General features: G+C 72.6%; 19 protein-coding genes and 2 pseudogenes. 10 read left to right on the top strand and 11 right to left on the bottom strand.

What is annotated here, in order from left to right:
• Window positions 1–27: 27 nt before the first annotated feature.
• Together O7599_RS24245 and O7599_RS24240 are read right to left on the bottom strand one after the other, a co-directional pair.
• Window positions 28–300, bottom strand: a complete 273-nt coding sequence (locus O7599_RS24245) for a hypothetical protein (protein ID WP_281617723.1) — start codon at window positions 298–300, stop codon at window positions 28–30.
• Window positions 301–347: 47 nt separating this feature from the next.
• The gene (locus O7599_RS24240; protein ID WP_281617722.1) at window positions 348–1067 is read right to left on the bottom strand and encodes a VOC family protein; all 720 of its coding nucleotides are present in this window, start codon (window positions 1065–1067) and stop codon (window positions 348–350) included.
• 119 nt (window positions 1068–1186) lie between these two features.
• Between O7599_RS24240 and O7599_RS24235 the strand changes: the two genes are divergently transcribed.
• Window positions 1187–1612: a MarR family winged helix-turn-helix transcriptional regulator gene (locus O7599_RS24235; protein WP_281623493.1), complete on the top strand. Its 426-nt coding sequence runs from the start codon at window positions 1187–1189 to the stop codon at window positions 1610–1612.
• Window positions 1613–1733: 121 nt separating this feature from the next.
• On the opposite strand, the pseudogene O7599_RS24230 reads toward O7599_RS24235, so the two are convergent.
• Window positions 1734–1925: pseudogene (locus tag O7599_RS24230) on the bottom strand (IS5/IS1182 family transposase); the annotation flags it as partial.
• Window positions 1926–2010: 85 nt separating this feature from the next.
• Here O7599_RS24230 and O7599_RS24225 point away from each other — a divergent pair.
• Genes O7599_RS24225 through O7599_RS24215 form a run of 3 tightly spaced genes read left to right on the top strand, consistent with a single transcriptional unit; the run spans window position 2011 to window position 4196 of the window.
• A complete protein-coding gene (locus O7599_RS24225; RefSeq protein ID WP_281617721.1) occupies window positions 2011–2847 on the top strand; it encodes an NHL repeat-containing protein in 837 nt (278 codons plus the stop codon).
• Between the two features lie 49 nt (window positions 2848–2896).
• On the top strand, window positions 2897–3313 hold the full coding sequence (locus tag O7599_RS24220; protein WP_281617720.1) for a MerR family transcriptional regulator: 417 nt from the start codon (window positions 2897–2899) through the stop codon (window positions 3311–3313).
• Window positions 3294–4196, top strand: a complete 903-nt coding sequence (locus tag O7599_RS24215) for a carboxymuconolactone decarboxylase family protein (RefSeq protein WP_281617719.1) — start codon at window positions 3294–3296, stop codon at window positions 4194–4196. The genes O7599_RS24220 and O7599_RS24215 overlap by 20 nt, the downstream gene beginning before the upstream one ends.
• A 432-nt stretch (window positions 4197–4628) precedes the next feature.
• Here O7599_RS24215 and O7599_RS24210 read toward each other — a convergent pair whose 3' ends face one another.
• The gene (locus O7599_RS24210) at window positions 4629–5978 is read right to left on the bottom strand and encodes a cyclopropane-fatty-acyl-phospholipid synthase family protein (RefSeq protein ID WP_281617718.1); all 1350 of its coding nucleotides are present in this window, start codon (window positions 5976–5978) and stop codon (window positions 4629–4631) included.
• A 238-nt stretch (window positions 5979–6216) separates the two neighbouring features.
• Here O7599_RS24210 and O7599_RS24205 point away from each other — a divergent pair.
• A pseudogene (locus O7599_RS24205) lies at window positions 6217–6443 on the top strand (transposase); the annotation flags it as partial.
• 24 nt (window positions 6444–6467) lie between these two features.
• On the opposite strand, the gene O7599_RS24200 reads toward O7599_RS24205, so the two are convergent.
• Complete coding sequence (locus O7599_RS24200) at window positions 6468–9464, bottom strand: BTAD domain-containing putative transcriptional regulator (RefSeq protein WP_281617717.1); 2997 nt, start codon at window positions 9462–9464, stop codon at window positions 6468–6470.
• A gap of 480 nt (window positions 9465–9944) precedes the next feature.
• Between O7599_RS24200 and O7599_RS24195 the strand changes: the two genes are divergently transcribed.
• Together O7599_RS24195 and O7599_RS24190 are read left to right on the top strand one after the other, a co-directional pair.
• Window positions 9945–10481, top strand: a complete 537-nt coding sequence (locus O7599_RS24195) for a TetR/AcrR family transcriptional regulator (RefSeq protein ID WP_281617716.1) — start codon at window positions 9945–9947, stop codon at window positions 10479–10481.
• 360 nt (window positions 10482–10841) lie between these two features.
• Window positions 10842–11078, top strand: coding sequence for a hypothetical protein (locus O7599_RS24190; protein ID WP_281617715.1), 237 nt, complete (start codon window positions 10842–10844; stop codon window positions 11076–11078).
• Between the two features lie 162 nt (window positions 11079–11240).
• Here the strand turns inward: O7599_RS24190 and O7599_RS24185 are convergent, their stop codons facing one another.
• From O7599_RS24185 to O7599_RS24175, 3 genes are all read right to left on the bottom strand, one after another.
• Window positions 11241–12524, bottom strand: coding sequence for a sialidase family protein (locus O7599_RS24185; RefSeq protein WP_281617714.1), 1284 nt, complete (start codon window positions 12522–12524; stop codon window positions 11241–11243).
• A 139-nt stretch (window positions 12525–12663) separates the two neighbouring features.
• Complete coding sequence (locus O7599_RS24180) at window positions 12664–14112, bottom strand: hypothetical protein (RefSeq protein ID WP_281617713.1); 1449 nt, start codon at window positions 14110–14112, stop codon at window positions 12664–12666.
• A gap of 117 nt (window positions 14113–14229) precedes the next feature.
• Window positions 14230–14814, bottom strand: coding sequence for a TetR/AcrR family transcriptional regulator (locus O7599_RS24175; protein ID WP_281617712.1), 585 nt, complete (start codon window positions 14812–14814; stop codon window positions 14230–14232).
• A 342-nt stretch (window positions 14815–15156) separates the two neighbouring features.
• Here O7599_RS24175 and O7599_RS24170 point away from each other — a divergent pair, with 342 nt between their 5' ends.
• Window positions 15157–16185 (top strand): SDR family NAD(P)-dependent oxidoreductase, encoded by a 1029-nt coding sequence (locus tag O7599_RS24170; protein ID WP_281617711.1) that lies wholly within the window; start codon window positions 15157–15159, stop codon window positions 16183–16185.
• Window positions 16186–16287: 102 nt separating this feature from the next.
• On the opposite strand, the gene O7599_RS24165 is transcribed toward O7599_RS24170, so the two are convergent.
• Window positions 16288–16824, bottom strand: a complete 537-nt coding sequence (locus O7599_RS24165) for a hypothetical protein (RefSeq protein ID WP_281617710.1) — start codon at window positions 16822–16824, stop codon at window positions 16288–16290.
• 218 nt (window positions 16825–17042) lie between these two features.
• On the opposite strand from O7599_RS24165, the gene O7599_RS24160 reads away from it, so the two are divergent.
• Both O7599_RS24160 and O7599_RS24155 read left to right on the top strand, forming a co-directional pair.
• The gene (locus O7599_RS24160; protein ID WP_281617709.1) at window positions 17043–17585 is read left to right on the top strand and encodes a DUF1707 domain-containing protein; all 543 of its coding nucleotides are present in this window, start codon (window positions 17043–17045) and stop codon (window positions 17583–17585) included.
• A 254-nt stretch (window positions 17586–17839) separates the two neighbouring features.
• The gene (locus tag O7599_RS24155; RefSeq protein WP_281617708.1) at window positions 17840–18889 is read left to right on the top strand and encodes a hypothetical protein; all 1050 of its coding nucleotides are present in this window, start codon (window positions 17840–17842) and stop codon (window positions 18887–18889) included.
• Window positions 18890–18957: 68 nt separating this feature from the next.
• Here the strand turns inward: O7599_RS24155 and O7599_RS24150 are convergent, their stop codons facing one another.
• Together O7599_RS24150 and O7599_RS24145 are read right to left on the bottom strand one after the other, a co-directional pair.
• A complete protein-coding gene (locus O7599_RS24150; RefSeq protein ID WP_281617707.1) occupies window positions 18958–20673 on the bottom strand; it encodes an ABC transporter ATP-binding protein in 1716 nt (571 codons plus the stop codon).
• The gene (locus O7599_RS24145; protein WP_281623492.1) at window positions 20670–24284 is read right to left on the bottom strand and encodes an MFS transporter; all 3615 of its coding nucleotides are present in this window, start codon (window positions 24282–24284) and stop codon (window positions 20670–20672) included. Before O7599_RS24145 ends, O7599_RS24150 begins: the two co-directional genes overlap by 4 nt.
• Window positions 24285–24311 lie beyond the last annotated feature (27 nt).

Here is a 24311-nt window from a genome sequence, read left to right as displayed (position 1 = left end):
CGGAGGTCCCTGAGGATGTCGCGGACCTCACCCTCGGCCGGCGTCGATCGTCGCCGTGTCCTCGGCGAGGAACACCACACGGGCCGAGGCGCCGTCCATCGGCACACCCGCGAATCGCTCGTCCAGGAGGTCGAACGCCTCCTGGGACTCGGTTCCCGGAAGGCTGAAGGAGTCGACTGTGGAGCCGGAGAGCGTGGCGGCGGCGCCGCCGAAGGCGACTGCGACGGCCAGCCACACGGCGGCCACGAGCCTGCGGCGGGTGTGACTGAAGCGGCCTAGCCGGTAAAGGAGGGTGCCCATGAGGTTCCGTTCTCGTCGTTGGCGGGTCGAAGCAGTGGCCGAGAGCGCTACGCCGTGCGGGCCGCGAGTTCTGCGAGGTCGGCTGCGGCGGAGGGGGCACGTACCGCCAGCTCCTCGCCGTCACGGGTGGTCAGGCCGATGCCGTGCAGTCCTGGCGGGGCGTCGACGAAGCGCAGCGGGAGGGTGGCGAACGTCGCGCTGCCGACGTGCTGGGCGAGTTCGGCGGGGTCGCCGCCCACTTCGAGCCATGCGATCCGCTGCACCGGGCGCTCGTGGTCGTGCGGAACGCGGCGGGCGGGGTGAGCGGCCATGTCGGCGTGGTAGGAGAAGTTCGGCAGCCCGCGCGCCCAGGTGACCGCCGCGTTGCCGGGCGCCATGACCGTCGTCGCGACGGTGCCGTCGGGCCGGTGGGAGCCCGGTGCGGTCACGACCGTGCCGCCGAAGCGGCGCGCGACCGCCTCAAGGTCCGCCAGGGTACGGGTGCGCAGGTTCCAGTTCATCCAGTGGTCGGCCCGCTGCGTGGTGCCGGCGAACCAGGCGGCGAAAGCGCCGACGCCGGGCGGCAGGTCGTCGGTGCAGTGATCGATGACGGATTCGATGTTGAGGAAGGCGTCGCCGGGCAGCGGGACGATCCGGTTGGCCGTGGGCATCTGATCCAGCCAGCCGCCTTCGTGGCTGCGCAGCCCGGTCTCGCGGCGCAGTCGTTCGGCGCCCTTGTAGAGGTGGCGTACACCGAGCGTGAGATGGTCCAGGTCGTAGACAGTCATCGCGTACTCCTGAAGGCTCGTATCGCGTTGCTTTCTAAAATAGATTTGATTGCAAACCTAAGACCGGGAGGTGCTCGGTGTCAAAGGACCTGCCGACGCTGGATGAGGGCGTGCGCGAGATGATCTCCCTGATGCCCCGCCTCGTGGCGCGCTCCAAGCGGATGCCCATCCCCGACCAACTGCGTGACTTCGCCCTGACTCCCCGTCACCTGTCGCTGCTTGCGCTGCTGCTCTACGACGGCCCGGCGACGGTCAAGGAACTGGCGGCCGGACTGCAGGTCGCGTCCACGACCGTGAGTCTCATGGTCGGCGACCTGAACCGTCAGGGGATCCTCCAGCGCCGCGAGGACGAGGGTGACCGCCGCCGCACCATCGTCAGCATCGACGAAGAACACCGCGCCGCCATCGAAAGCTGGCTGGCCGCCGGAGCCGATGCCTGGCGCACGGCCCTCGAACCCCTGACACCGGCCGAGCGGGCCCTCGTCATCAACGCCCTGCTCACCTTCGAACGGGAGACCAAGGCCGCGACCGGACAACCCGACTGAGGGTTGTCGCCTCTTACGGCTCGTCTGGGCGGTGCATGCACACCGCCTCCGGCAGGCCGCGGACGAGGCGGTCCGGGTCGTCGAGACCGGCGGCGGCCCGGGTGCCGGGGCCACCGGCCGGTGGTCTGCCACCGCGACCGCCGAGCCGCTTGCGGTGGGCGGCCTGATCCGAGGGCTGCGGGATCACCGCCCGGATCCCACGGCGTCGCAGGTCGGAGCGGATCGCCCGCGACGAGTACGCCTTGTCCCCGAGGACCATCTCTGGCCCGGTCCGGGGGCGTCCGGTGGGTCGTGGCACCCGGATCCGTGCCATGAACTTCGCCTCTTGCGTTGTAGCGCGCTGCAACTCGTACGTTCACCGAGTCGGAACCCGCCAGCCGCTCCAGCACGAGGTGATCATGCGTTCCCACCGGTCACAGCTCATCATCTGCGCACTCCTGACGGCGTTCGTCACGGCCTGCGCCGACGGAGGCGACCCGGCGGCGGTCGGGCCGCCGACCTCCGCGAGCGGCGCGCACGAGACGGGGGCGCTGCACACGGGCTTCTCGTCCCCGACCGGGCTGGCCTTCGGCCCGGACGGCGCCATGTACGTCTCCAACTGGTCCGCGGGCACCGTGGAGCGCATCGGTACGGACGGCGCCCGCTCGACGTACCTCGACGGCCTGGACTCTCCCGCAGGGCTGGCGATGGGGGACGACGGTGTCCTGTACGTCGCGGACTACAGCGCGGACGTGATCTACCGGGCTACCGGGGCAGGTGAGTTCGAGGAGTTCGCCGACGGCTTCCGCACCCCCACCGGCATCGGCTTCGACCGGCAGGGCAACCTGCTGGTGGCCAACCGGGCGAGCGACGAGATCGTCCGGATCGGACCGGACGGGGCACGCAGCACGCTGGCCGACGGTCTGCGTACCCCCGTGGGGGTGGCCGCGCATCCGGACGGCACCGTGTATGTGGCCAACTACGACGGCGGCATCGCACGCATCCGGCCGGGTGGGAAGCCTGAGCCCCTCTCGGACGACGTCGAGGGCCCTGGCGTGGGGATCGTCGTCACCGAGGGCGGCGAGTTGTACGTTGCCGACCGCGCGGGCGGTCAGGTCACCCGCGTACGGCCCGACGGCTCGACCCGGCCCGTCCTGCGCGGCCTCGACTCGCCCGTCGCCCTCGGCATCGACGCCGCGGGCGAGTTGCACACCGCGACCTGGGGCGACTCCGCCGTCTACCGCGTGCCCGGATGACGAGGGGTCTGTTGCCTTGAAGCGCGCTCCAACCCTTACCGTCCCCGGCATGTCCATACCCCGGATCACCTCGACCACCGCCAAGCCCCTGACCATCGCCGAGACATCCGCGTTCACCGGGCTGAGCCCTACCACGCTCCGCTACTACGAGCGCATCGGGCTCATCGACCGTGTGGACCGGGCCCCGGACGGCCACCGCCGCTACCAGCAGTCGGATCTCGCCTGGCTGGCATTCCTGCTGCGGCTGCGTACGACAGCGATGCCCATCCAGGAGATGCTGCGCTTCGCCCGGCTCCGCCGCTGCGGGGACGCCACCGTACGCGACCGGCTGGAGTTGCTGCGCACCCACGAGCGCCGCGTCCGCGACGAGCAGGCGGCGGTCATGCGCAACCTCGCCGCCATCAGCGACAAGATCACCCATTACGAAGGGTTACTGGAGGACCAGGATGACGATCCCGCAGGATAAGCCCGCCCGCCGCCGTTCCCTGCTGCGCTACGGAGCCGCCGGCGGAGCCGGCGCGATGACCGCCTCCCTGCCGGCAGGCGGCCAGGCCGCGGCGCACGACGGGAGTTCCCGGCGGTACGCGCGCGGCGTGGCGCGCATGCGGCAGATCGCCGGCCCCGACGCCCTCGACACCGTCACCGCCCTGGACGATGTCGCACCCGATCTGGGGCGCTTCGTCGTCGAGTTCGCCTACGGGGACGTGCACGCCAGGCCCGGTCTGGACGCGCGTCAGCGGCAGCTCGTCACCGTCGGCGCCCTCACCGCAACCGGAGACACCGCCTCGCAGCTCCGCTTCCACATAGCTGCCGCACTGCACACCGGCCTGGCCCCGGAGCAGATCGTCGAAGCACTGATCCACCTGGTCCCCTTCACCGGCTTTCCCCGCACGCTCAACGCGCTGACCGCCGCCCGCGCCGTCTTCGAGGAGCGGCACGAGCACATCGCTCCGGTCGAGGTGCCCGCGGGCGGGGACCGCTACGGGCGGGGGGCGGAGATGCTGCGCGCGGTCGACGGCGCGCACGGTCTTGAGGTCATCGAGTCGCTGAAAGACGTGGCGCCGGATCTCGGCCGGTACATCGTCGAGTTCACCTTCGGCGACGTGTACCCCCGGCCGGGTCTGGACCTGCCCCAGCGGCAGCTCGTCACGCTGGGCGGCCTGATCGCCTTCGGCGACACCGCGCCACAGCAGCGGGTACACGTGAACGCCGCGCTCAACGTGGGCCTGTCACCCCGGCAGGTGATCGAGACCGTCATCCAGACCGTCCCCTATGCGGGATTCCCCCGGGCGCTCAACGCCGTCGGAGTGGTCCGCGAGGTCTTCGGCGAACGCGGCGTCAGCGCCTGATCCGGCCAGGGACTTGATCTGCTGGAACTTCGTCACCGCCACGACACGGCCGACGCCGAGCTGTTTGGCAGGCACTCCCAGTCGTGTGCCTGCCCTGGTCCGGGCGGCTGTCGCTTGCCCAGCGGCATCCGACACCGTCCACGGTACGGTGAGCGTCTGGTGGCCCCGATGATGGCGTCGAGCATCGTGCGGGCCGCCTACTGCTCGGCGATGGATCTGCTGATCCGGGCACGTTCGCGCCGCAGGTCCGTAGGTCCACCGGCCCACCGCCCGGCTTGGCTCGACGGGCTCCGGTGGCGGGTGTGCGATCAGGTCGACGTTGAGGAGATTGGCGATTGCCTCGTAGCTTCGGGCCCCTCTCCGGCACCGCGGCACCCGCGCGCAGTAAGCTGCGGTCACCCGTCGGCGGGCCGTCGACGGCCAGGCGGCGCGTCAGGCGAGCGCCGAGGCCGAGGTCCCGAGGTAGTTGCTGCGCAAGGGCATGCCGGACCGGCCGTCACCGCCGGTCCTGACCGTCAGTACCTGGTTGACGCCCATGGTGTTGTTCTCGAACCCGACGGCTGAGGCCGCCATGTACAGGCGCCACACCCGCGCCCGCCCGGGCGAGGTCAGCTTGACCGCCTCGTCCCAGCGCGCTTCGAGGTTGGCCACCCACGCACGTAGCGTGAGGGCATAGTGCTCGCGCAGGGACTCGACGTCGACTACCTCGAAGCCCGCTTCCTCCAGCAGCGACACAGTGGAGCCGACGGGCGCCAGCTCGCCGTCGGGGAAGACATACCGGTCGATGAAGGGGTCCATGCGGTACTCCTTCTCGTCCCGCACAGGGCGCCGCGCTATCTGGTGGTTGAGCAACCGCCCGCCCGGCTTCAGCAGTTCGTACAGGACATCCGCGTACGCACGGTACCGCTTCCTGCCCACATGCTCGGCCATGCCGATCGAGGAGATCGCGTCGAAAGGGGGGCCATCGATCTCCCGGTAGTCCTGCAACCTGATCTCCACCAGATGCTCATGCCCTGCCGCGGCGACACGCTCGCGAGCCAATGCGGCCTGCTCACCGGAGATGGTGACCCCTACGACGTGTACGCCGTAGTGTTCGGCCGCGTGCATGGCCAGCGATCCCCACCCGCAGCCCACATCCAGCAGCCGCTGCCCCTCGCGCAGGGCGAGTTTGCGGCAGACCAGGTCCAGCTTGGCCTCCTGGGCCTGTTCCAGAGTGCCGCCGGAGTCGGTGGAGGACGGGTCCCCCTCCCAGTAGGCGCAGGAGTAGACGAGGGAGGGGCCCAGCACCAGGCGGTAGAAGTCGTTGCCGACGTCGTAGTGGTGACTGATGGCTGCCTTGTCACGGCGCAGGCTGTGCGCAGGCCCACGACGGCGCACCACCTCTTCGTCGGGCGGTGACGGTGGGAGCCCGTTCCCCGCGAGGGCGAGCGTCCGGCTCACCGTACGTACGCTGTCGGGTGTGGTCAGCACGCTCAGCGCTTTGCGGATCGCCGCCGCGCGGGTGCCGGGCTGGTCCCGTTCCCACAGCAGCGTCGAGATCCGTGCCAGCAGCTCGTACAGATCGCCCTCGACTTCGAGGTCTCCGGCCACCCAGGCGCGGGCGAGCCCCAGCTCTCCGGGCCGCCACAGCAGACGCCGCAGGGCTTCGCGGTTACGCAGGACGAAGGCCGGCCCGTCTTCGGGACCGGCCGTGCTCTCGTCCCAGAGGCGGATTCCCACGGGCAGGGGGACGCCCAGCACCTGTTCACTGAAACGGGCCAGGACTGCGGCTGCCTCGGCCATCGGGCTCCTCTCGATGCAGCACTGGGCGGGCTCGGCCGGCACTACGGCTGGGCTCTGGCAACGGTTCACTCCGGCGGCTGGCGCCGGCCTGCGCGTCAGCTTCGGTATCCCACGGACATGACGGACAGAATGGGCGGTGGGAGCGGGTCTACGCGTGCTGGCGACGCTGGCGCAACAGTGGGTTGATCACCGAGTTGCACGACCGGCTGCGCGGGAAGGTGTGGCAGGCGGCGGGCCGGGACGCCGAGCCAGCGCGGACATCATCGACGCCCAGGCGGTCAAGGCCGCCGCGAGCGTGCCGGCCGCCACCACAGGTTCGACGGCGGCAAGAAGGTCAACGGCCGCAAGCGGCACATCGTCACCGACACTCTCGGCCTGCTGCTGGCGGTGCTGCCCCGCCGATGGTGCGTGGAGCGGACCTTCGCCTGGCTGATGCGCTCGCGCCGGCTGGCCCGCGGCTACGAAACCCGCACTGACCTACCGAATCCCTCAACTGTCGGACCGACCGCCCGACATCACCCGATCAAGTTCAGTAGGGGCAAGGAATGGCGCCCCGACCGCATCGACGGTGTGCGGCACCGCGCCGGGCGAGCGTTCGTCCATACGGCGGAGCCTCTCCCGGATCTTCTCTGTGTCGGGGTGGTCGATCGCCTCCAAGGCTGTGAGTGCCTGTCTCCAGGTGGTGTGAGCGCCTTCCGGGTCGCCTGTGTCGAGGAGGACGTCGCCGATGTGGCCGAGGGTGTCGCCCTCGCCCCAGCGGTTTCCGACGTCCCGGTGCACCCTGAGTGCCTCGTGGTAGCGGTCGATCGCTGCTTCGTGGCGGTGGAGCCGGTGCTGGAGGGTGCCGAGGCTGTCGAGCGTCACGCCCTCGACCCAGCTGTTGCCGGTGGCGCGCAGGAGCGTCAGCGCCTCCTGGAGGTGGCTGACGGCCTCGTCGTAGCGGCCGAGGCGCTGGTAGGCGTCGCCCAGGTTGGCCAGGACGATGCCTTCTCCCCAGGTACTTCCGACGGCCCGGTGAAGTGCCAGGGCGCGGCGGCCGTATTCGACGGCCTTGTCAGGCCGGCCGACATGGAGAGAGACGTTGCCCAGATTGCTCACGGCTTGGGCCCTGCCGCGGATGTCGCCGAGTTCCCGCCAGAGGATCATCGACCGGCGGAGGTGGGTGGCGGCTTCGTCGAATCTGCGCATCGATGTCAGCGCATTGGCCACGTCGCCATGGCTCCATGCCTGCCCGACCCGGTCGTGGTTTTCACGGGTGACGTTGAGGGACGTGTTGGCGACATCGAGCCAGTCGTGCAGGTGGCTGCGGAGATAGAAGAATCCCCAGAGGGCGGCGCTCAGGTTCCAGGCGATGCCGACGTGCTGGAGGGCGGCGGCCTGGTGGACGGCGGCGACGAGGTTGGGGCGCTCTTTCTCGCACCACTCCAGGGCTTGGTCGCGAGTGGTGAACACCAGCGGGGTGCAGCCGGGGAGTGGTGGGGTGAGGGGGATACGGCGGCGGTGCGGGGTGAGGTGGGGGTGGACGCCGTCCGCGGTGTGCAGGTACCAGGACAGCACCCGTTCGGTTGCCTGTGTGCGGTCTTCCTCCGCTTCGTACGCCTGGACGCGTTCGGCGGCGTAGGTGCGCAGCAGGTCGTGCAGGGTGTAGCGGCCGGGGGCGTGTTCGGTGAGCAGGTGAGCGCGGGCCAGATCGGTGAGCAGGCCCCGGGTTTCGCGGACGGGGAGTGCGGAGAGGGCGGCCGCGGCGGGGGCGGAGATGTCGGCGCCCGGGTGCAGACCAAGCAGCCGGAACAGCCGGGCAGCCGGGACGGACAGGGCGTCATAGGAGGTGGAGAAGACCGCGCGGATGTCGGTGCCGAGGTCGCCGCCGGTGAAGGCGTCGAGGCTCCCCCGGTTGACGCGCAGTTCTTCGGCGACGGCGCTGAGGGGGAAGCCGGGGTGGGTGGCGGCCCGGGCGGCGATGATGGCGAGGGCCAGCGGCAGCCGGGCGCAGCGCGTGATGATCTCTCGTGTCGCCGCCGGTTCCGCGGCAGGCCGCGCGGTGCCGATGCGACGGGCCAGGAGGTCGTGGGCCTCGGTGGACGGCAGGGGGTTCAGTGTCAGCGGCTGCGCCCCGTTGGTCACGATCAGGCCGGTGAGCTGGCTGCGGCTGGTGACGATGACCAGGCAGTCGGGGCAGCCGGGCAGCAGGGGGCGGACGTGTTCGGTGTCGCGGGCGTTGTCGAGGAGGATCAGCATCCGCCGGCCGGCGACCAGGCTGCGGTACAGCGCGACCTGCGCCTCCAGGTCGGTGGGGATACGGTGGGCGGGCACACCGAGCGCGTCGAGGAAGATCCGGACAGCCTCCGCCGGCGGCACCGCCGAGTCCGCCGGGTCGAAGCCACGCAGGTTGATATAGAGCTGCCCGTCCGGATAACGATGCGCAATCCGGTGCGCCCAGTGCACCGCCAGGGCAGTCTTGCCGATCCCCGCCATACCACCGATCACACTGATCACCGTGGCCGGATGCTCCTCCCCCACGGGCAGCATGGCCTCGATCTGCGCCAGCTCGGCATGCCGGCCGGTGAACGTGGCCAAATCCGCGGGCAACTGCGCCGGACGGCCCTGGCGCTCGGCGGCCGGTGAAACCCTGCTCCCCTCCCCGTCCCCGTCCCTGCCCTGCCTGCCGTCCAACTGCGCGGAGACGTGATCCGCGGAGGCGAACTCCAGGGAGGTGTCGGCGTTCAGGATGCGGTGGTGCAACTCCTGCAGCGCCGCACCGGGCTCAATACCAAGCTCGGCCGCCAGGGTGCTGTGCAAAGTGCGATACGCCGCCAGTGCCTCAGCCTGCCGCCCGGACCGGTACAGCGCCAGCATCAGAAGCCGGCTCAACTGTTCACGTAGCGGATGGTCAGCGGTCAGCACGGCCAACTCGGCGATCACCTCGCTGTGCCGCCGCAACTGGACATCGGCTTCCAGCCGCATCTCCGTCACGGACAGCCGCTGCTCCGTCAGCCGGGATCGCTCAGCCTTCGCGAACGGACCGGGCAACCCGGCCAGCGGCACCCCCTCCCAGCCCTCCAGCGCGGCACGCAACTTCTCCCCCGCAGCCGGCACGTTACCTGCAGCACGCAACCGCCTTGCCCCGGCAACCCGCTGCTCGAACACATGCAGATCCACGGCAAGCTCTGGAACCCGGACGAAATATCCGTCCGCAGACGAAACAATCACCTGTGGCACAACACCTGCACCACGACCGGGCTCAAGCACCCTACGCAACCGCGACACATAGGTACGCAGCACGGAAACGGCCGCGGCCGGCGGCTCCTCCCCCCATACCGCATCGACCAGTTCACCAGCCGTCACCGTCCGCCCGCACCGCAACAACAACGCCGCCAGCACCACCCGCTGCTGGGGCGAACCCAACTCCAACTCCCGATCACCACGCCACCCGCGCACAGGCCCCAGCACCGAAAACCGCAAAGATCCTTCATGGGGCTCGTTCATGATTCCGCCAGGGCATCCTTTGGTTCTGTCGCCGAGCCGGCGACCGTGATCGGCTTGGTTGTCGTGGACGCAGAACGGACCGGAGCCACGAGAGTGGCCAGGGGAAAAACCGCGCGGGCGATCCGCGTCAGCAATCGGCGTGGTTGCCGCCGCGGCCCGCAGGCGGCCGGCGAGGCCGATGTGATCGCAGTCACTGCGAATCGATGCGAGTCCGCCGATATCGTCGGTGGACTTGGCCGGGGAGCGAAGCTCGCGGGGCGGGTCCCGTCGGGGGCCGGGCGGACCCGGCGCCGATGAGCGTGGTACCTGCCGCAGTACCGACGAGATGGCAGGCCACCACGTCGTCGTTTCGGTGGGTCAGAGGGGGCGCGAGCGTCACGAGTGCCTCCCGTGAGCTAGGACCTGGGGAGCGATGGCTAATCTACGTAGCTATGATGGCTAGCGTCAATAGCTGTCGTGTCGAAGGTGGAAGGACGGACGATGCCAACCCCTGAGAAGACGTCGCTCAGCGCGATCATCGCTGCTGGCCGCGAGCTGCTGGAGGTGCGTGGCCAGCAGGGATTGACGATGCAGAACGTAGCCGAGCGTGTGGGGGTGCGCGCACCGTCGCTGTACAAGCACGTCGACAACCGGGCTTCCCTGCTCGCCGCCGTAGCAGAGGCCACCCTTGGGGACCTGGTTGCCCTGCTGGAGTCGACCGACGGCTCACTTGAGGAACTGGCACACGCGTACCGGCGGTTCGCCCGGGACCGGCCTGAGGGGTTCCGGCTCATGAACTCCACGCATGCACCGACCCAGGCACTCGTCCGCGTGGCCGGCCCGGTACTGATCGCCGCCAGGGATCTCGTAGGGGAGCAGGAAGCGCAGGATGCTGCGCGCCTGATGCTGGCTTGGGCAATCGGCTTCATGGATATGGAGCTGAACGGCGTCTTCCGACTAGGGGGCGACGTCGACGGAGCCTTCGCGTACGGCCTGGCCGGCATCCGCCGAGCGCTCACCGAGGACCGCCAGCCCTGAGAAACCGTTGTCTTTCCGGGTGTGATCACTGAGTTTTCGCTGGTCGGGGACGGGTGCGGTGTGTGCGTGGGAGTGGTGGCCTGTCGGGTCGTCGTTTCCTGGGAGGGCGCGGATGCCGTCGGTGGTCGGGCTGCTGGAACAACACGAGCTCGCCGCTCGTCGTCGTGTCGACGAACTGCGTGAGGAGGCCGACCGTGTTCAGGCCGAACTCGCGGAGCAGGAGTGGGTAATCGCCCGTGGGCGGGTCGAAACGGTGCTGGCCCCGGCCGGGGGCATCACCGCCGAGACCAAGGTCGCCGCCCGGGTGCGGGATGGGGAGGCACCCTTGGTGTCCCGGGGGCGGCGAAGCCGAAGTCGCAGGTGCCGGTGTGGCGCGAGGGGTTTGCCCGGTCGGTGCTGTCGGTGGACTACCAGCGCATCCTGGCCGTGCTCGCGGACCGGATCCGGCTCGGGCAGGGTCCGTTGACCTGCCAGGAGATGGCCGTCGCCTTCGGCATGGAGGTGGTGCCGGCGCGGGTGGAAGCCCTGCGGTGCACGGCGAAACGCCTGGTCACCACGGCGAGCGCGGCCGGGCAGAACCCGGCATCGCTCGCCTGATCGCTCCCACCCGGGGGCCTCCGGGAGTCCGAGGGCCCGTGCGGCCCATGCGGCGTTGCACCGCGTGCCCGGGGCAGCGTCTCCCGGCTCACCCCGCCGAGCTGCGTGCGGTCCTCGGCTACCTCCGGGGCTGGGAACGCCGGTCCGCCCAGCGGCGGTGGCTCAGTCGTTCGCCCCCGCGATGTCCCCCAGGTCGATGCGGACGAACCTGATCGTCGCGTACGTGTCGGTCTCACCGGTCTCGTACAGCAGGCCGACCTGCCCGCCCGGCAGTTGGACGAGGTCCGAGTACCCGGCGCGGGCGTCGGAGACCAGGTACCGGTGCTGCCAGCTCCGGCCGCCGTCCTCGCTGACGCGGATCGCCATCGCCGCGCGGCTGCCGGGGTCCGACGGGCCCGAGTAGAGGAGCGGGCCGCCGCGGCCGCGGATCTGCAGGACGCTGGCCTGGACGATCGGGCCGGCGAGGTCGGGTTGGGGGCGGAACGGGGTGGTGAGGGTTTCGCCGCCGTCGTGGGAGGTGGCGTCGGCGCGGTTCTCGGGGGAGCTGCCGTAGCCGTCGCGGGTGTTGAAGTAGACGGTGCCGTCGGGGAGTTCGGCCGCGGTGGTCTCGTTGGAGTTCACGTAGCCGTCGTCGGTGTCGTCGCTGAAACCGATCTGCCAGGTCTGCCCGTGGTCGTCGCTGTAGAGGCTGTGGGCGGCGTTGTACTTGCGCTCGTCGCCGAGGTCCGGCGACCCGGGGGGCGGCGCGTTGGTGTGGTCGGACGGGATGATGAGCCGGCCGCGGTGGTCGCCGCGGGTCAGCGCGATGCCGTGGCCCGGTCCCGTGGCGTACCAGCGCCAGTCGGGCCGCTTCACCGATGGGGTGATCTCGCGCAGCCGGCTGAACGTCCGCCCGTCGTCCCGGCTGGTCTGGACGAACGCCCGGCGGCTGTCCTCCGGCGGTACCTCGCCCCGGCGGATCTCGGTCTCCGTCGCGTCGCCGTCGTTGCGGGTGCTGAGCAGCACGATGTCGCCGGTGACCGGGTCGACCACGGGTGCGGGGTTGCCGATCGTGTCCTCGCCCTGGTCCGCGACCACCGTCCGCGGCCCCCAGGTGCAGCCGCCGTCGGAGGAGCGGCGGCTGACGATGTCGATCGGGCCGGTGTCCGCGCGCGTCTCGCGTGCCTCGGCGAAGGCGACGAGCGCGCCGTCGGCCGCCCGGACGATCGCGGGCACGCGGTACAGCGTCGCGCCCTCGCCGGACACGAACGGCACCGACGCGTCGCAACCCCCGTGCCCGTCCGGCCCCTTCGCCGACCCCGCGGCGGTGCCCGGCAGCGCGGTGCCCAGGGCCACCAGCGCGGTCACCATCCCGGCCACCGCCGAACGGCGCCGCCGGGACGGGGCGGCGGCGGTCGCGGTGGCGGTCGGTGTCGCACGGGCCGTGGCTGACGTGGCTGGCTGCATGGCGTCTCACCTCTCGGTCGAACGGCGATCGAGGGCATGCCCGCGATCCCGAAGCCACACACCTCGCCGGGCGGGAAACCCGCCCCGCTCCGGGCGCGCCGGCGCACCGCCCGGGTCCGATCCGCCCCGGCGGCGGCTCCTAGCGCCGGTGCAGCACCTGCACCGCCGGGGTGTCGCCGCCGCCGATCAGGGGGAGGAACAGCGCGGTGTCCCGCAGGGGGCGGTACGGGAGGTCGGTGCCGTCCGGCAGCGCCTCGGGGTCGCCGGTCGCGAGGTCGACCTGGACGGCGGTCTGCGGGCCCTCCGTCTCCTCGGTGACGAAGCCGTAGCCCGTGCCGTCGTCGGTGACCGACAGCAGGTGCATGTCCTTGCGGTCGCCGTCGCCGGCCAGGCAGACGCCCTCGCCGGTCTTCAGGTCGAACGCCGCCGGGCCCGCCGCCGCGTACCGGCCGCCCGGCGAGACGGACATCTCCGGTGTCCGGCCGGACCCCCGCTCCCACACACTCCCCTGCTCCGCCACGTCCTCCGCGTCGCAGTCCACCTCCGCCCGGAGTTCCCCGGTCCGCGCGTCGTGCACCGACCAGATGTAGTCGGCGTCGAATCCGCCCTCGCCGACCCGCCAGGCGGCGGCCACGTGCGTGGGGGAGGCGGCCGTCACCCGGCCGTTGATCTCGTCGCCGTACGGGTCCTTCCACACGCCTTCGGGCGCGAAGTCCTCGTTGAACCAGCCGCCCGGGACGCCGAAGCCGCCGCTCGCCATGCTCACCACGGGACCGTCGCCGCCCGCCCCGACGACCTTCCCGTCGATGCACGACCCCGGACCGCACTGCGGCATCTCCAGGTCCTCGTAGCCGAACGCGGTGCTCTCGCCGGTCGTCAGGTCCACGGACACGCCGTAGGTGTCCGACCCGACGGGCTCCCAGGTGACCAGCGCCCCGTCACCGCCGTCGCGCACCTGCACGCCGGTCGGGGCGTCCACCGGTACGGAGACCTGCCGCGCGGGCGCCGTCGCGTCGCCGGAGCCGTCCGCGGGGAAGACCGCCAGCCGCACGACCTCCTTGCCGTCGTGCAACTCGTCCTTGCCCTCCATGCCGTGTGCCCAGACGACGACGTACTCGCGACCGTCCTGCACCACGGTGGCCACGCTGGGGACCGTCGGCGCCCCGTCGGCCGACGGATCCTCGGCGGGCGGCGGCGGGGTCCACTTCCCGCTCGACCAGCGCAGATCGCCGGAGCGGGCGTCGCGGGCCTCGACGGTGTAGCCGCCCGAGCCGCCGGAGGCGTCGGAGGTGCCGAGGAGGTACGCCACGGTGTCCGCGCGCGGCGCTACGGTCACGGGCGTCGCGGTGGCCGTCGAGCCGGCCAGCCACTCCAGCGGCTGCGACCAGCCCTCGGCCCCGTCGTACGCCTGCGGCACCGGCGACGTCCCCACCGGCCCGGCCGCCGCCCCGCCGTCCGCCTCGGCACCCGCCTCTGCGCCCGCCTTGCCCGGGTCGCCGGAGCCGCCGTCGCCACCGGAATCGCCCCCGCAGCCCGCGATCAGCCCCAGCACCGCCACGGCCCCGACCGCCGACCTCACACCCCGCATGCACTCCCCCTTGATCCCACGGCCGGTTCGGCGGGCCACCCTACAGATCGTCAGGTGATCACGCGAAGGCGGAGCATCGGTCGCCGGCTGACTCCCCCTGGCGGGCGGCGGCGCGCTTCAGCCGGGCGCGGACTCCGCCGCCAGGATCGTCGCCGCCGTCTCGCGCGCGTACAGCGCCGGCGCGCTGCTGCGGGAGATGGCGGCGACCGTGAGGGAGCCCGCGTACAGGACCAGGAAGCGGTTCGTGACCGCGTCCGGGTCGGGGACCCCGGTGGCGGCGATCAGGCCGCGGAGGTACGCGCGGACGGCGCGCTGGTGGTCGTGGACCGCGGCGGCGGCGCGGGCGCTCTCGGCGCCGACCTCGTTGAAGGCGTTCGTGAAGGGGCAGCCGCGGAAGCCCGGTTGGCCGAACCACCAGTGCAGCCAGTCGAAGACCGCCAGCACCCGCTCGTGCGGCAGGCCGGTGGCCTCCTTCGCGACGAAGTCCGCCAGCTCCCCGCGCACCCAGCGGTCGCGGCGCCGCAGATACGCCTCGACCAGCTCGTCCTTGGAGGCGTAGCAGCGGTAGAGCCGTTTGAGGGAGACGCCGGCGGCGTCGCGGATCCGGTCCATGCGGACCGCGCGGATGCCGTGGGCGTAGAAGAGTGCGTCGGCGGCTTCGAGTACGCGCCGCCGGGCCGCCTCGTTCTCCGCGTCGTCCATGTGCCCTGCTCCGTCCCGCGTTCCCGCCGCTGTGCCCGCCCGTCACACCGCTGCGCCGATCACAAAGTACCGGCGCCGTCCCGATCCGGTCCCGGGGGCGTCCGGCCGGTTGAGAACGACCGTTCTCGACACTACTCTCTGGGCGGAGAACGGTCGTTCCCGACCGTTCCACGCCGTCGGTGCCGGCGGGTCCGGAACAGGGGACCGGATCCGCCGGGCACCGCCGGCAAGCCCCGGAGCAGCAGAAACCGGGCATCGGGGGAGGCGGGCGGGGGCGACACGACCGCCCCCGCCCGTGTCGGGTTTGCGATAGAGCGCCCTCGAAGTCATAGCGTCCCCGATATGACGCACACGACCACTCCGCAGCAGCCAACCGGCTCCGGCTTCGACGCCCGGAGCACCACCGCCGACGTCCTGCGGGGCGTCGACCTGAGCGGCCGGACCGCCGTCGTCACCGGCGGCTACGTCGGCCTCGGGCTGGAGACGACCCGCGCGTTCGTACGGGCCGGGGCCCGCGTCGTCGTACCGGCCCGGCGGCGCGACGCCGCCGAGCAGGCGCTCGCCGGCCTGGCGGGCGCCGGTGGGAACGGCGCCGGCCCCGGCGGTGTCGAGGTCGAGCAGATGGACCTCGCCAGCCTGGACGGCGTCCGCCGCTTCGCCGACCGGTTCCTCGACTCCGGCCGCTTGCTCGACATCCTCGTCAACAACGCCGGCGTCATGGCCAGCCCCGAGACCCGGGTCGGACCCGAGGGCTGGGAGGGGCAGTTCGCCGTCAACCACCTCGGCCACTACGCCCTGGCCAACCACCTCCGCCCCGCCCTCGTACACGACGGCGGCGCACGCGTCGTCGCCCTGTCCTCCCGCGGCCACGACTTCTCGGGCATCCGCTGGGACGACCCGCACTTCCGCGCCGAGCCGTACGACAAGTGGGCCGCGTACGGCCAGTCGAAGACCGCCAACGCGCTGTTCGCCCTCCATCTCGACGCCCTCGGCCGGGATTTCGGCGTACGCGCCTTCAGCGTGCACCCCGGGTCGATCCTGACCGAACTCGCCCGCCACATCCCCCGCGAGGAGCAGATCGCGCAGGGCTGGATCGACGAGGAAGGCAACATCAGCGGCGCCTTCAAGACCACCGAGCAGGGCGCCGCCACCCAGGTCTGGGCCGCGACCGCGCCGGGGCTGGCCGGCCTGGGCGGCGTCTACTGCGAGGACTGCGACGTCGCCGAGCCGGCCGGCCCCGGCGGGGAGCGGGAACTGCGCCCGGGGGTACGGGACTACGCCGCCGATCCGGACCAGGCCGCCCGGCTGTGGGCGCTGTCGGCGGAGATGACGGGCGTCGACGCCTTCGGCCCGGCGTCCGCCCGGGGGTGAGCCGGACCGGACGCCGGCCGGTGAACCGGCAGGCGGGCCGACGGCCCCGCGACACGGGGCGCGGGACCGTCGGCGTACGGCACCCGGCGGCGGGCGCTGGCGTCAGCAGCGCTTCTCGGACGCGGCCTGGTTGGGCAGCGGCGCACCCTCGGCCCGCAGCGTGCCGACGGCGGCGGTGCAGTCCTCGGCGGTGTCGGTGCCCTGCGTCCAGAACTCCTGCTGCTTGGTGTTCGCGTGGCTGATCTTGCCGAGCACGGCGTCCTGGTCGTAGCTGAACACGCCGAGGGTCACGTCGTAGGGCTTGGCGGTGGTGTGGAAGCTGTCCCACACCCACAGGTAGCCGTAGTTCTCCTTGCACGACGGCGAGTAGAACTGCTTGACGGAGGCGACGGTCGCGCCGCTCCGCTTGATGTGGGCGGTCGCGCCGATCTGGTACGCGTCGTCGCAGACCCCGGCGGCTTGCGCCCGCTTGCTCTCGGGGTTGCCCTGGGCGGTCGGCGCGGTGGCCGCGGCCCGGTCACCCTTGCCGGCGGGCGCCGGCGCGGGGCCGCTGCCCGCGTAGGCGGCACCGGCGGGCGTGAGGACCAGCGCGGTCGCGGCGACGGCCAGAGCGAACTTCCTGAGTCGGGTGGAACGCATAGCTGTACTCCCTTTTCTGGACACAGAGGGATTTCAGAAGCATGCGGCTCATGCCCTGGATACCCGGTAAGACCCGTGACGCCCCTCAGGGGTTGTAGAACCCTTCGGCGCGAATTTCCGCCAATCCCCGGGACCGGTGCGGGGATTGCACGACGCGTGGCGGCGCGCGGGCGCGCCGCACAGGCGGGGGCGTACGCGGGCGGCGCTAGAGTGAGGGCGTGACCTCCCCTGCGGATGACGCTTCGACGCTGGTCGGCGACGAGGAACGGGACAGCGGCGCACGGCGGTTGCGGGACGCGTACGCCGAAGGCCGGCTGACCCGCGAGGACATGGACGCGCGCCTCGACGGGGTGCTCTCCGCCACGACGCGCGGCGAACTGGCCGCGGCCCTGGCGTCGTTGCCGGCGGAGGACCCCGGCACGACGACCACGATCGGCGCCGCCGCCGGGCGGGTCCGGCGCAGCGGCCCGTGGCGGGTGCCGCGGACACTGCGGGTGGAGTCGGCGTACGGGCGGGTGCAGTTGGACCTGTCGCGGGCGGTGATCGAGCACCCGGTGGTCGACATCGTGCTGAACGTCGGCACCGGCAAGGCGGCGATCACGGTGCCGCACGACGCGGCGGTCGACCTCGACGGCCTCACGACCGGCTACCGGGACGTCGTCTACAAGCCCCCGCGCCGCCCCGCCACCGGAGGGCCGACGATCCGGATCACCGGCGTCATGGGCTTCGGCCGGCTGACGGTACGCCACGCGCGTCGCTGACGGGCGGCGAACCCCCGGGCGGGCGGCGGGACGGCGTGCACCGCGAGGGCCGGGCCCTTCTCACCCACATGGCCCCACCCGCGTGAAACTCCGCCACGGGTGAGCAATAGTGACAAATGTGACCCGTGGACTCCGGGCGACACCTGGTCGCTGCACTCGCGCCGGCGTGGGCACGTCGCGCTGACGCTTGTCGGTGGTCGGCGTGGTCAGCGATTCCCCTCGTTACGTCTCCCCGTTCAGGACAGGTGGATTCCATGCCCGATGCGTCAACGCAGGTGCTGTCCATGACCCCGGCGGTAGCCGCAAACGGAGACGGCAGCCTTCAAGTCTTCGTGCGCGGCACCGACAGCGCCATGCACCACAGGAAGCAGACCGCCCCCAACGCCGCCTTCGCCGACTGGACGACTCTGGGCGGCGGACTTGCCAGCGGCCCGTCGGTGAGCCGCAGCGTCGATGGCCGTCTCGAGGTGTTCGTACGCGGCACCGACGGCGCCCTCCGCCACAACTGGCAGACCACCCCCGGCGGCAACTGGAACGGCTGGTCCAGCCTCGGCGGCGGACTCACCAGCGCCCCGGCGGTAGCCGCAAACGGTGACAGCAGCCTTCAGGTGTTCGTGCGCGGCAACGACGGCGCCCTGCACTACCGGAAGCAGGGCGCCCCCAATGCCGGCTTCGCCGACTGGACGAGCCTGGGCGGTTTCCTCACCAGCGTCCCGGTGGTGGGTCGCAATGCCGACGATTCCCTTCAGGTGTTCGTGCGCGGTGGGGACGCCGCCTTGCACTACAGGCAGCAGGGCGCTCCCGGTGACAACTGGAACGATTGGGTGAGTCTGGGCGGCGCACTCACCGATCAGCCGGACCTGGGCGGCGTGCTCCCCAGCGAGCCGGCGGTGGGCCGCAGCATCGACGGACGACTTGAGGTGTTCGTGCGCGGCACCGACGGCGCTCTCCACCACAACTGGCAGACCGCTCCCGGCGGCAACTGGAACGGCTGGTCCAGCCTCGGCGGCGGACTCACCAGCGCCGCGGCGGTGGCGAGCAATGCTGACGGCAGTATTCAGGTGTTCGTGCGCGGCACCGACTTCGCGTTGCACTACAGGAAGCAGACCGCCCCCAACGCCGCCTTCGGCGACTGGACGACTCTGGGCGGTCAACTCACCAGCAATCCGGTGGTGGGCCGCAACGCCGACGGCCGTCTCGAGGTGTTCGCGAGCGGCACCGACGGCGCCCTCCACCACAACTGGCAGACCACTCCCGGCGGCAACTGGAACGGCTGGTCGAGCCTCGGCGGCGGACTCACCTAGAAGAACACGATGTCGTGGGCCGTCCGATCAGGGCGGCAAACCGGCAGGGCAGCCGGCTGCGCCGGTCGTCAGGGGGTACGGGCCGGGGTGCGGGTGGCGTGGTGGAAGGCGGCGTAGGGGCCGTTGCGGGCCAGGAGGGCTTCGTGGGTGCCCTGTTCTGCTATGCGGCCGGCGGCGAAGAAGACGATCCGGTCGGCGTTGCGGACGGTGCGCATCCGGTGGGCCACGATGACGACCGTGCGGCCCGCCATGAGGCGTTCGACGCCCTGGTGGACGGCCGCCTCGTTCACCGGGTCGAGCGCCGAGGTGACTTCGTCCAGCAGGACGACGGGGGCGTTCTTCAACAGCGCGCGGGCGATCGCCACCCGCTGGCGTTCGCCGCCGGAGAGCGCCGTGCCCGCCTCGCCGACGGCGGTCGCCCAGCCGCCGGGGAGGCGGTCGACCACCTCGTCGAGCCGGGCGGCGGTGGCGGCGGCGCGGACCTCGGCGTCGGTGGCGTCGGGGCGGCCGAGGCGGACGTTGTCCTCGATGGTGCCGTCGAAGAGGTGGACGTGCTGGAAGACGACGGCGATCCGGGACATCAGGGTCTCGGTGCCGATCGCGCGGACGTCCTGGCCGCCGACGCGGACGGCGCCCTCGTCGACGTCGTAGAAGCGGGTGAGGAGGTGCAGCAGGGTGCTCTTGCCGGCGCCGGACGGGCCGACCACGGCGAGGCGTTCGCCTTCCGCGACGGTGAGGGACACGCCGTCCAGGACCGTACGGTCGCCGTGGCGGAAGGTCACCGCGTCGAACTCCAGGGCATGGCCGACCGGCTCGACCGGGTCGGGGGCTTCGGGGAGGGGCTCCGTGCGCAGCACGGTGTCGAGCTTCGTCACCACGGTGCGCGCCGCGCGGAACTTGCCCGCCACGTCCGACAGGGACAGCAGCGGGTCCGCGCAGCGGGCGGCGAGGACGAGCAGGGCGAGCACCTCGGCCGCGCCGGCGTCGCCGGTGAGGGCGAGGTGGGCGCCGAGGGCGAGGAGCGTGGTGAAGAGCGCCTGCACGGTGAGCGTGAGGCCCAGGGCGCCGGGCAGGACGGACAGCGTGGTGCGGCGGGAGGCGCGCTGCACGTCGTGCAGGGAGTCGTCCAGCAGCCGGAAGCGCTCGGCGGACCTGCCGCCGGCGCGCAGCACGGGCTGGGCCTGGAGGTACTCGATGACGCGCCCGGTCGCCTCGTGGTCGCGCGCGACCCGCTCCTCGTCGGCGGCGGCCATCGACCGGCTCGTCCAGACCTGCACGGCGGCGACCACCGGGACGGCGGCGAGCGCGGCAAGCCCCAACTGCCAGTTGAAGACGAGCATGACGGCGACGATCGTCAGCGGGGTCACGGCGGCGGAGAGGGACGGGGCCAGCAGGTGCGCGATGACGCTCATGGCCTGCAGCACGCCCTGGCCGGCGAGGGCGGAGACCTCGCCGACGCGGCCCGGGCTGTACCAGCCGACGGGCAGCCGGGCGAGGTGGTCGCCGAGCCGGTGGTACAGCCCGCGCAGCAACTCGGTGCCGACGCGGAAGCCGGCGAGGTCACTGGTGAACCGCAGCACGCCGTAGACCGCGAAGGCGGCGCCGAAGGCGGCCAGCCAGGGCCAGGCGTCCTCGGGCGAACTGCCGAAGAGCGCGCGCAGCACGGGGACCAGCAGCGCGTAGGACAGTCCCTCCACGACCGCGGTCACCAGCATGAGCGCGACGGTCCGGCGCAGTGGGCGGGCGTGCTGGTGGCCCAGCACCCGCAGCAGGGTACGGATCATCGCTGCTCGTCTCCTTGCGGGACGGCACCGGGGGCGACCGTCGCGCTCGCGGGGGTGGTCGGGGGGTCGGAGGCGGGTCGGCTGCGGGGGGTGGGTGGGGTGTCGGCGGTGCGTGGGGGGTCGGCGGTGTGTGCGGGCTCGCACGTGGGTGGGGTGTTGGGCGTGGGTGGGGCCTCGTGGGTGCGGGCCGGTCGGGGTGGGGCGGCGGCGGTCGTGGCCCCGCGGGCGGCGGCCGCGGGCGTCGCCGCCGCGGCGGCCGCGGGCGGCGGCGACGGATCCGGTGCCGTCTCCGGTGCCGTCGCCATCTGATGCGTACGCCAGAACTCGGCGAAGGCGCCGCCGCGGGCCAGCAGTTCCGCCGGGCTGCCCTGCTCGGCGATCACCCCGTCCACCAGCATCACGACGGTGTCGGCCTCCGCGACGGTCTCCGGCCGGTGCGCGATGATCAGCGTCGTCCTGTCGTCGCCCGCGGGTGTCGCGAGGGTGCGGCGCACCGCGAGTTCGGTCTGCGGGTCGGCGAAGGAGGTCGCCTCGTCGAGGACGAGCACGGGGGCCGCGGCGAGCAGGGCGCGGGCGAGGGAGAGGCGCTGTGCCTCGCCGCCGGACAGCTCCGCCTCTTCGCCGATCACCGTGTCGTAGCCGCGGGGCAGTTCCAGGATCCGGTCGTGGACGTGCGCCCGGCGGGCGGCGCGGATGACGTCCGCCCTGTCGGCGTCGGGGACGGCGAGGGCGATGTTCTCGGCGACGGACGCGCGCAGCAGGCGGACGTCCTGGAAGACGAACGCGACCGCGCGGTACAGGTCGGGGCCCGCCACGTCGCGGAGGTCGACGCCGCCGAGGAGGACCGCGCCCCGGTCGGGGTCGAAGAACCGCGGCAGCAGCCGGACCAGGGTGGACTTCCCGCTGCCCGAGGGGCCCACGACCGCGGTGACGGTGCCCGGTTCGAGGACCAGGTCGATCCCGCGCAGCACCTCCCGCCCCGCGTCGTAGCCGAAGCGGACGTCGCGCAGCTCGACGCGGTGACCCCGCGGCGTGAGCGGACGCGTGGGCTGCGGCAGCGGGTTCACGTCGAGCACGTCCCGGATACGGCCGACCGCGCGGCGGGCGCCCTGGAGGTCGTCGAAGCCGTGGCCCAGGGCGGCGACGGGGGCGGTGAGGCCGAGCCCGAGGAGGAGGAAGGGCAGGAGGTCGGCGGGGGCCAGCGCCCCGGCCGTGATCATGGAGGTGCCGCCGACGAGCACGACCAGCAGCACGAACGGCGGCGACAGCGCCACCTGCATGCCGGCCCCGATCGGGGAGAGGCCGCGGACCATCCGCTGGAAGGTGTCGGCGAAGTCGTCCGCTGCGGTACGGAACGCGCGGTGCGCGCGCTCGCCGCCGCCGAACGCCTTGACCTCGGCGATCCCCTGCGCGAACTCGACCGAGGCGCTGGAGATCCGGCCCATGGCCGCGTCGAACTCCTCCTGGTCGCGCACCCGCGCGGGAGTCATGAACAGCGGGACGTGCGCGAGGGCGACGACCACCGGGACGAGTGTGAGGAGCGTGAGCCGCCAGTCGACGGTGAAGAGGTACGCCAGCGAGGCGGCCGGCACGACGAAGGCGGAGATCAGCTCGCCGGGAGCGTGGGCGATGAGCGGATGCATCGCCGCCACGTCCTCACCGACCACCTTGGCGAGTTCGCCGGTCCGGCGCCGGGAGAACCAGCCGAGGGGCACACGGCCCAGGCCGGCGGCCAGCCGGCGGCGGAACGCCAACTGCACCCGGCCGTCGAGGAGATGGCCGACGCCGGACGACGCGGCCGTGAACAGCAGCCGCACGAGCAGCCCGGCGGCGCCCACGGCGACGACGGCCCAGAGCCGGTCGCGGTCGACGGGCCCGGGGGCCAGCAGCGTCCGGCCGGCCTCGACGACGGCGAGCAGCGGCACGAGGCCGGCGAGGGCGCCGACTACCTGCAGCAGCACGACGGCGGCGAACCCCCGGAGGTGGGGGCGGAGAAGCCCGGAGATCGTGCGCGGCGACTCCGCCGGGTGCGCGAGGGCGGGTGCGGACCGGGGTGCAACGGGGGCGGGTGCCGGGCGCTCCGCGGTCGGGTCGGCGTCCGCCGGCGGTGGTGGCGCCGGAGCCGGTGGCCGGCCGGCTTCCGGGCCTGCCGGGGCGGCGTTCCCCGGCGCCGCGTCGGCTGGTCGCTTCCCGCCAGCGTCTGCGCTGCGTGGCAGCGCCGTGGTGGCGATCAGGACCGCCACCACCAGCAGCGCCGCGCACAGCGTCAGACCCAGCGCGTATCCCTCGCTGAGGGCCTCCGGTGTCGGAGACTCCCCCGTGCGGTCGTGCGCGGCGGTGCCGAGGGCCGCCAGGCCCAGGGCGGCGCCCAGTTGGCGCGCGCTGTTGAGCAGGCCGGAGGCCATGCCCGCCTCGTGCGCCGCCACACCGCCGGTGGCGACGTTGACCAGGGGGCCGAGGACGAGGCCGAAGCCGACGCTGGCCAGGATCGAGGGGCCGAGCACGTCCACCGCGTACGTGCCGTCCGGGTCGATGAGACCGAACCAGGCGAAGCCGGCGGCGGTCAGCAGCCCGCCGCCGGCGAGCAGGAGCCTCGGCGCGTACCGGTAGCCGAGCTTCACCGCCAGCACCGAGCCGGCGACCACCCCGAGGGCGAACGGCAGGAACTGCAGGCCCGTCTCCGCCGGGCCGTTCCCCAGCACCCGCTGCAGGTAGAGCGACACGAAGTAGAACGACGAGGCCATGGCCGCGCCGATCACCAGCGTGTACGTGATCGCGCCGAGCACCGCGCGGTTGGCGAGCAGGCCGAGGCGGACCAACGGGTCACGGCTCGTGGTCCGTTCGACCAGGACGAACGCCGTGAGCAGCGCGAGGGCGACGGCCAGCGTCGTGACCGTGACGGCGGAGGTCCACGCGTGCCGGTCCGTACGGACGATGCCGAACACCAGCAGCGACATGCCGCCCGTCGCGAGCACTCCCCCGAGCACATCGGGGCGCCCCCGCTTCCGGCCCCGGCCCCGGTCCTCGCCCTCTGCCCCGCCCCCGTCCTCGCCGCCGGCGAGCCCCCGCGGCCCGTCGGCCGTGACGCAGCGCCAGGTCAGGGCCAGCGCGATCAGCGCCATCGGCGCGTTCATGAACATCACCCAGCGCCAGCCCGCGTACTCCGTGAGCACGCCGCCGATCAGCACCCCGAGCGCGCCGCCCGCGGCGTTCGTCGCGCTCCAGATGCCGAACGCCCGGACCCGCGCCCGCCCTCCCGGGAACGTCGCCGTCAGCAGCGCCAGCCCCGCCGGCGCGAGGGCCGCGGCGCCGACGCCCTGGGCGGCCCGCGCCGCCACCAGGTGCCCCGGTTCCGTGGCGAAGCCGCCGAGGAGCGAGGCGACGCCGAACAGGCCGAGGCCGACGAGCAGCATCCGCCTCTGCCCGTAGCGATCGGCGGCCTTGCCGCCCAGCAGCAGCAGGCCGCCGAAGGTGAGCGCGTAGGCGTGGATGACCCACGTGAGGCCCACTTCGCCGAAGCCGAGGGCGGCGCCGATCTCCGGCAGCCCGACGTTCACCACCGACAGGTCCAGCGACACCAGGAACTGCGCCACCGCCGCCGTGGCCAGCACGAGCCCCGCCCGCGCCGCACCCGCGGA

This window comes from Streptomyces sp. WMMC500, assembly GCF_027497195.1.
Taxonomy (GTDB): Bacteria; Actinomycetota; Actinomycetes; order Streptomycetales; family Streptomycetaceae; genus Streptomyces.
This window is presented reverse-complemented; position numbering and strand designations above follow the sequence as displayed.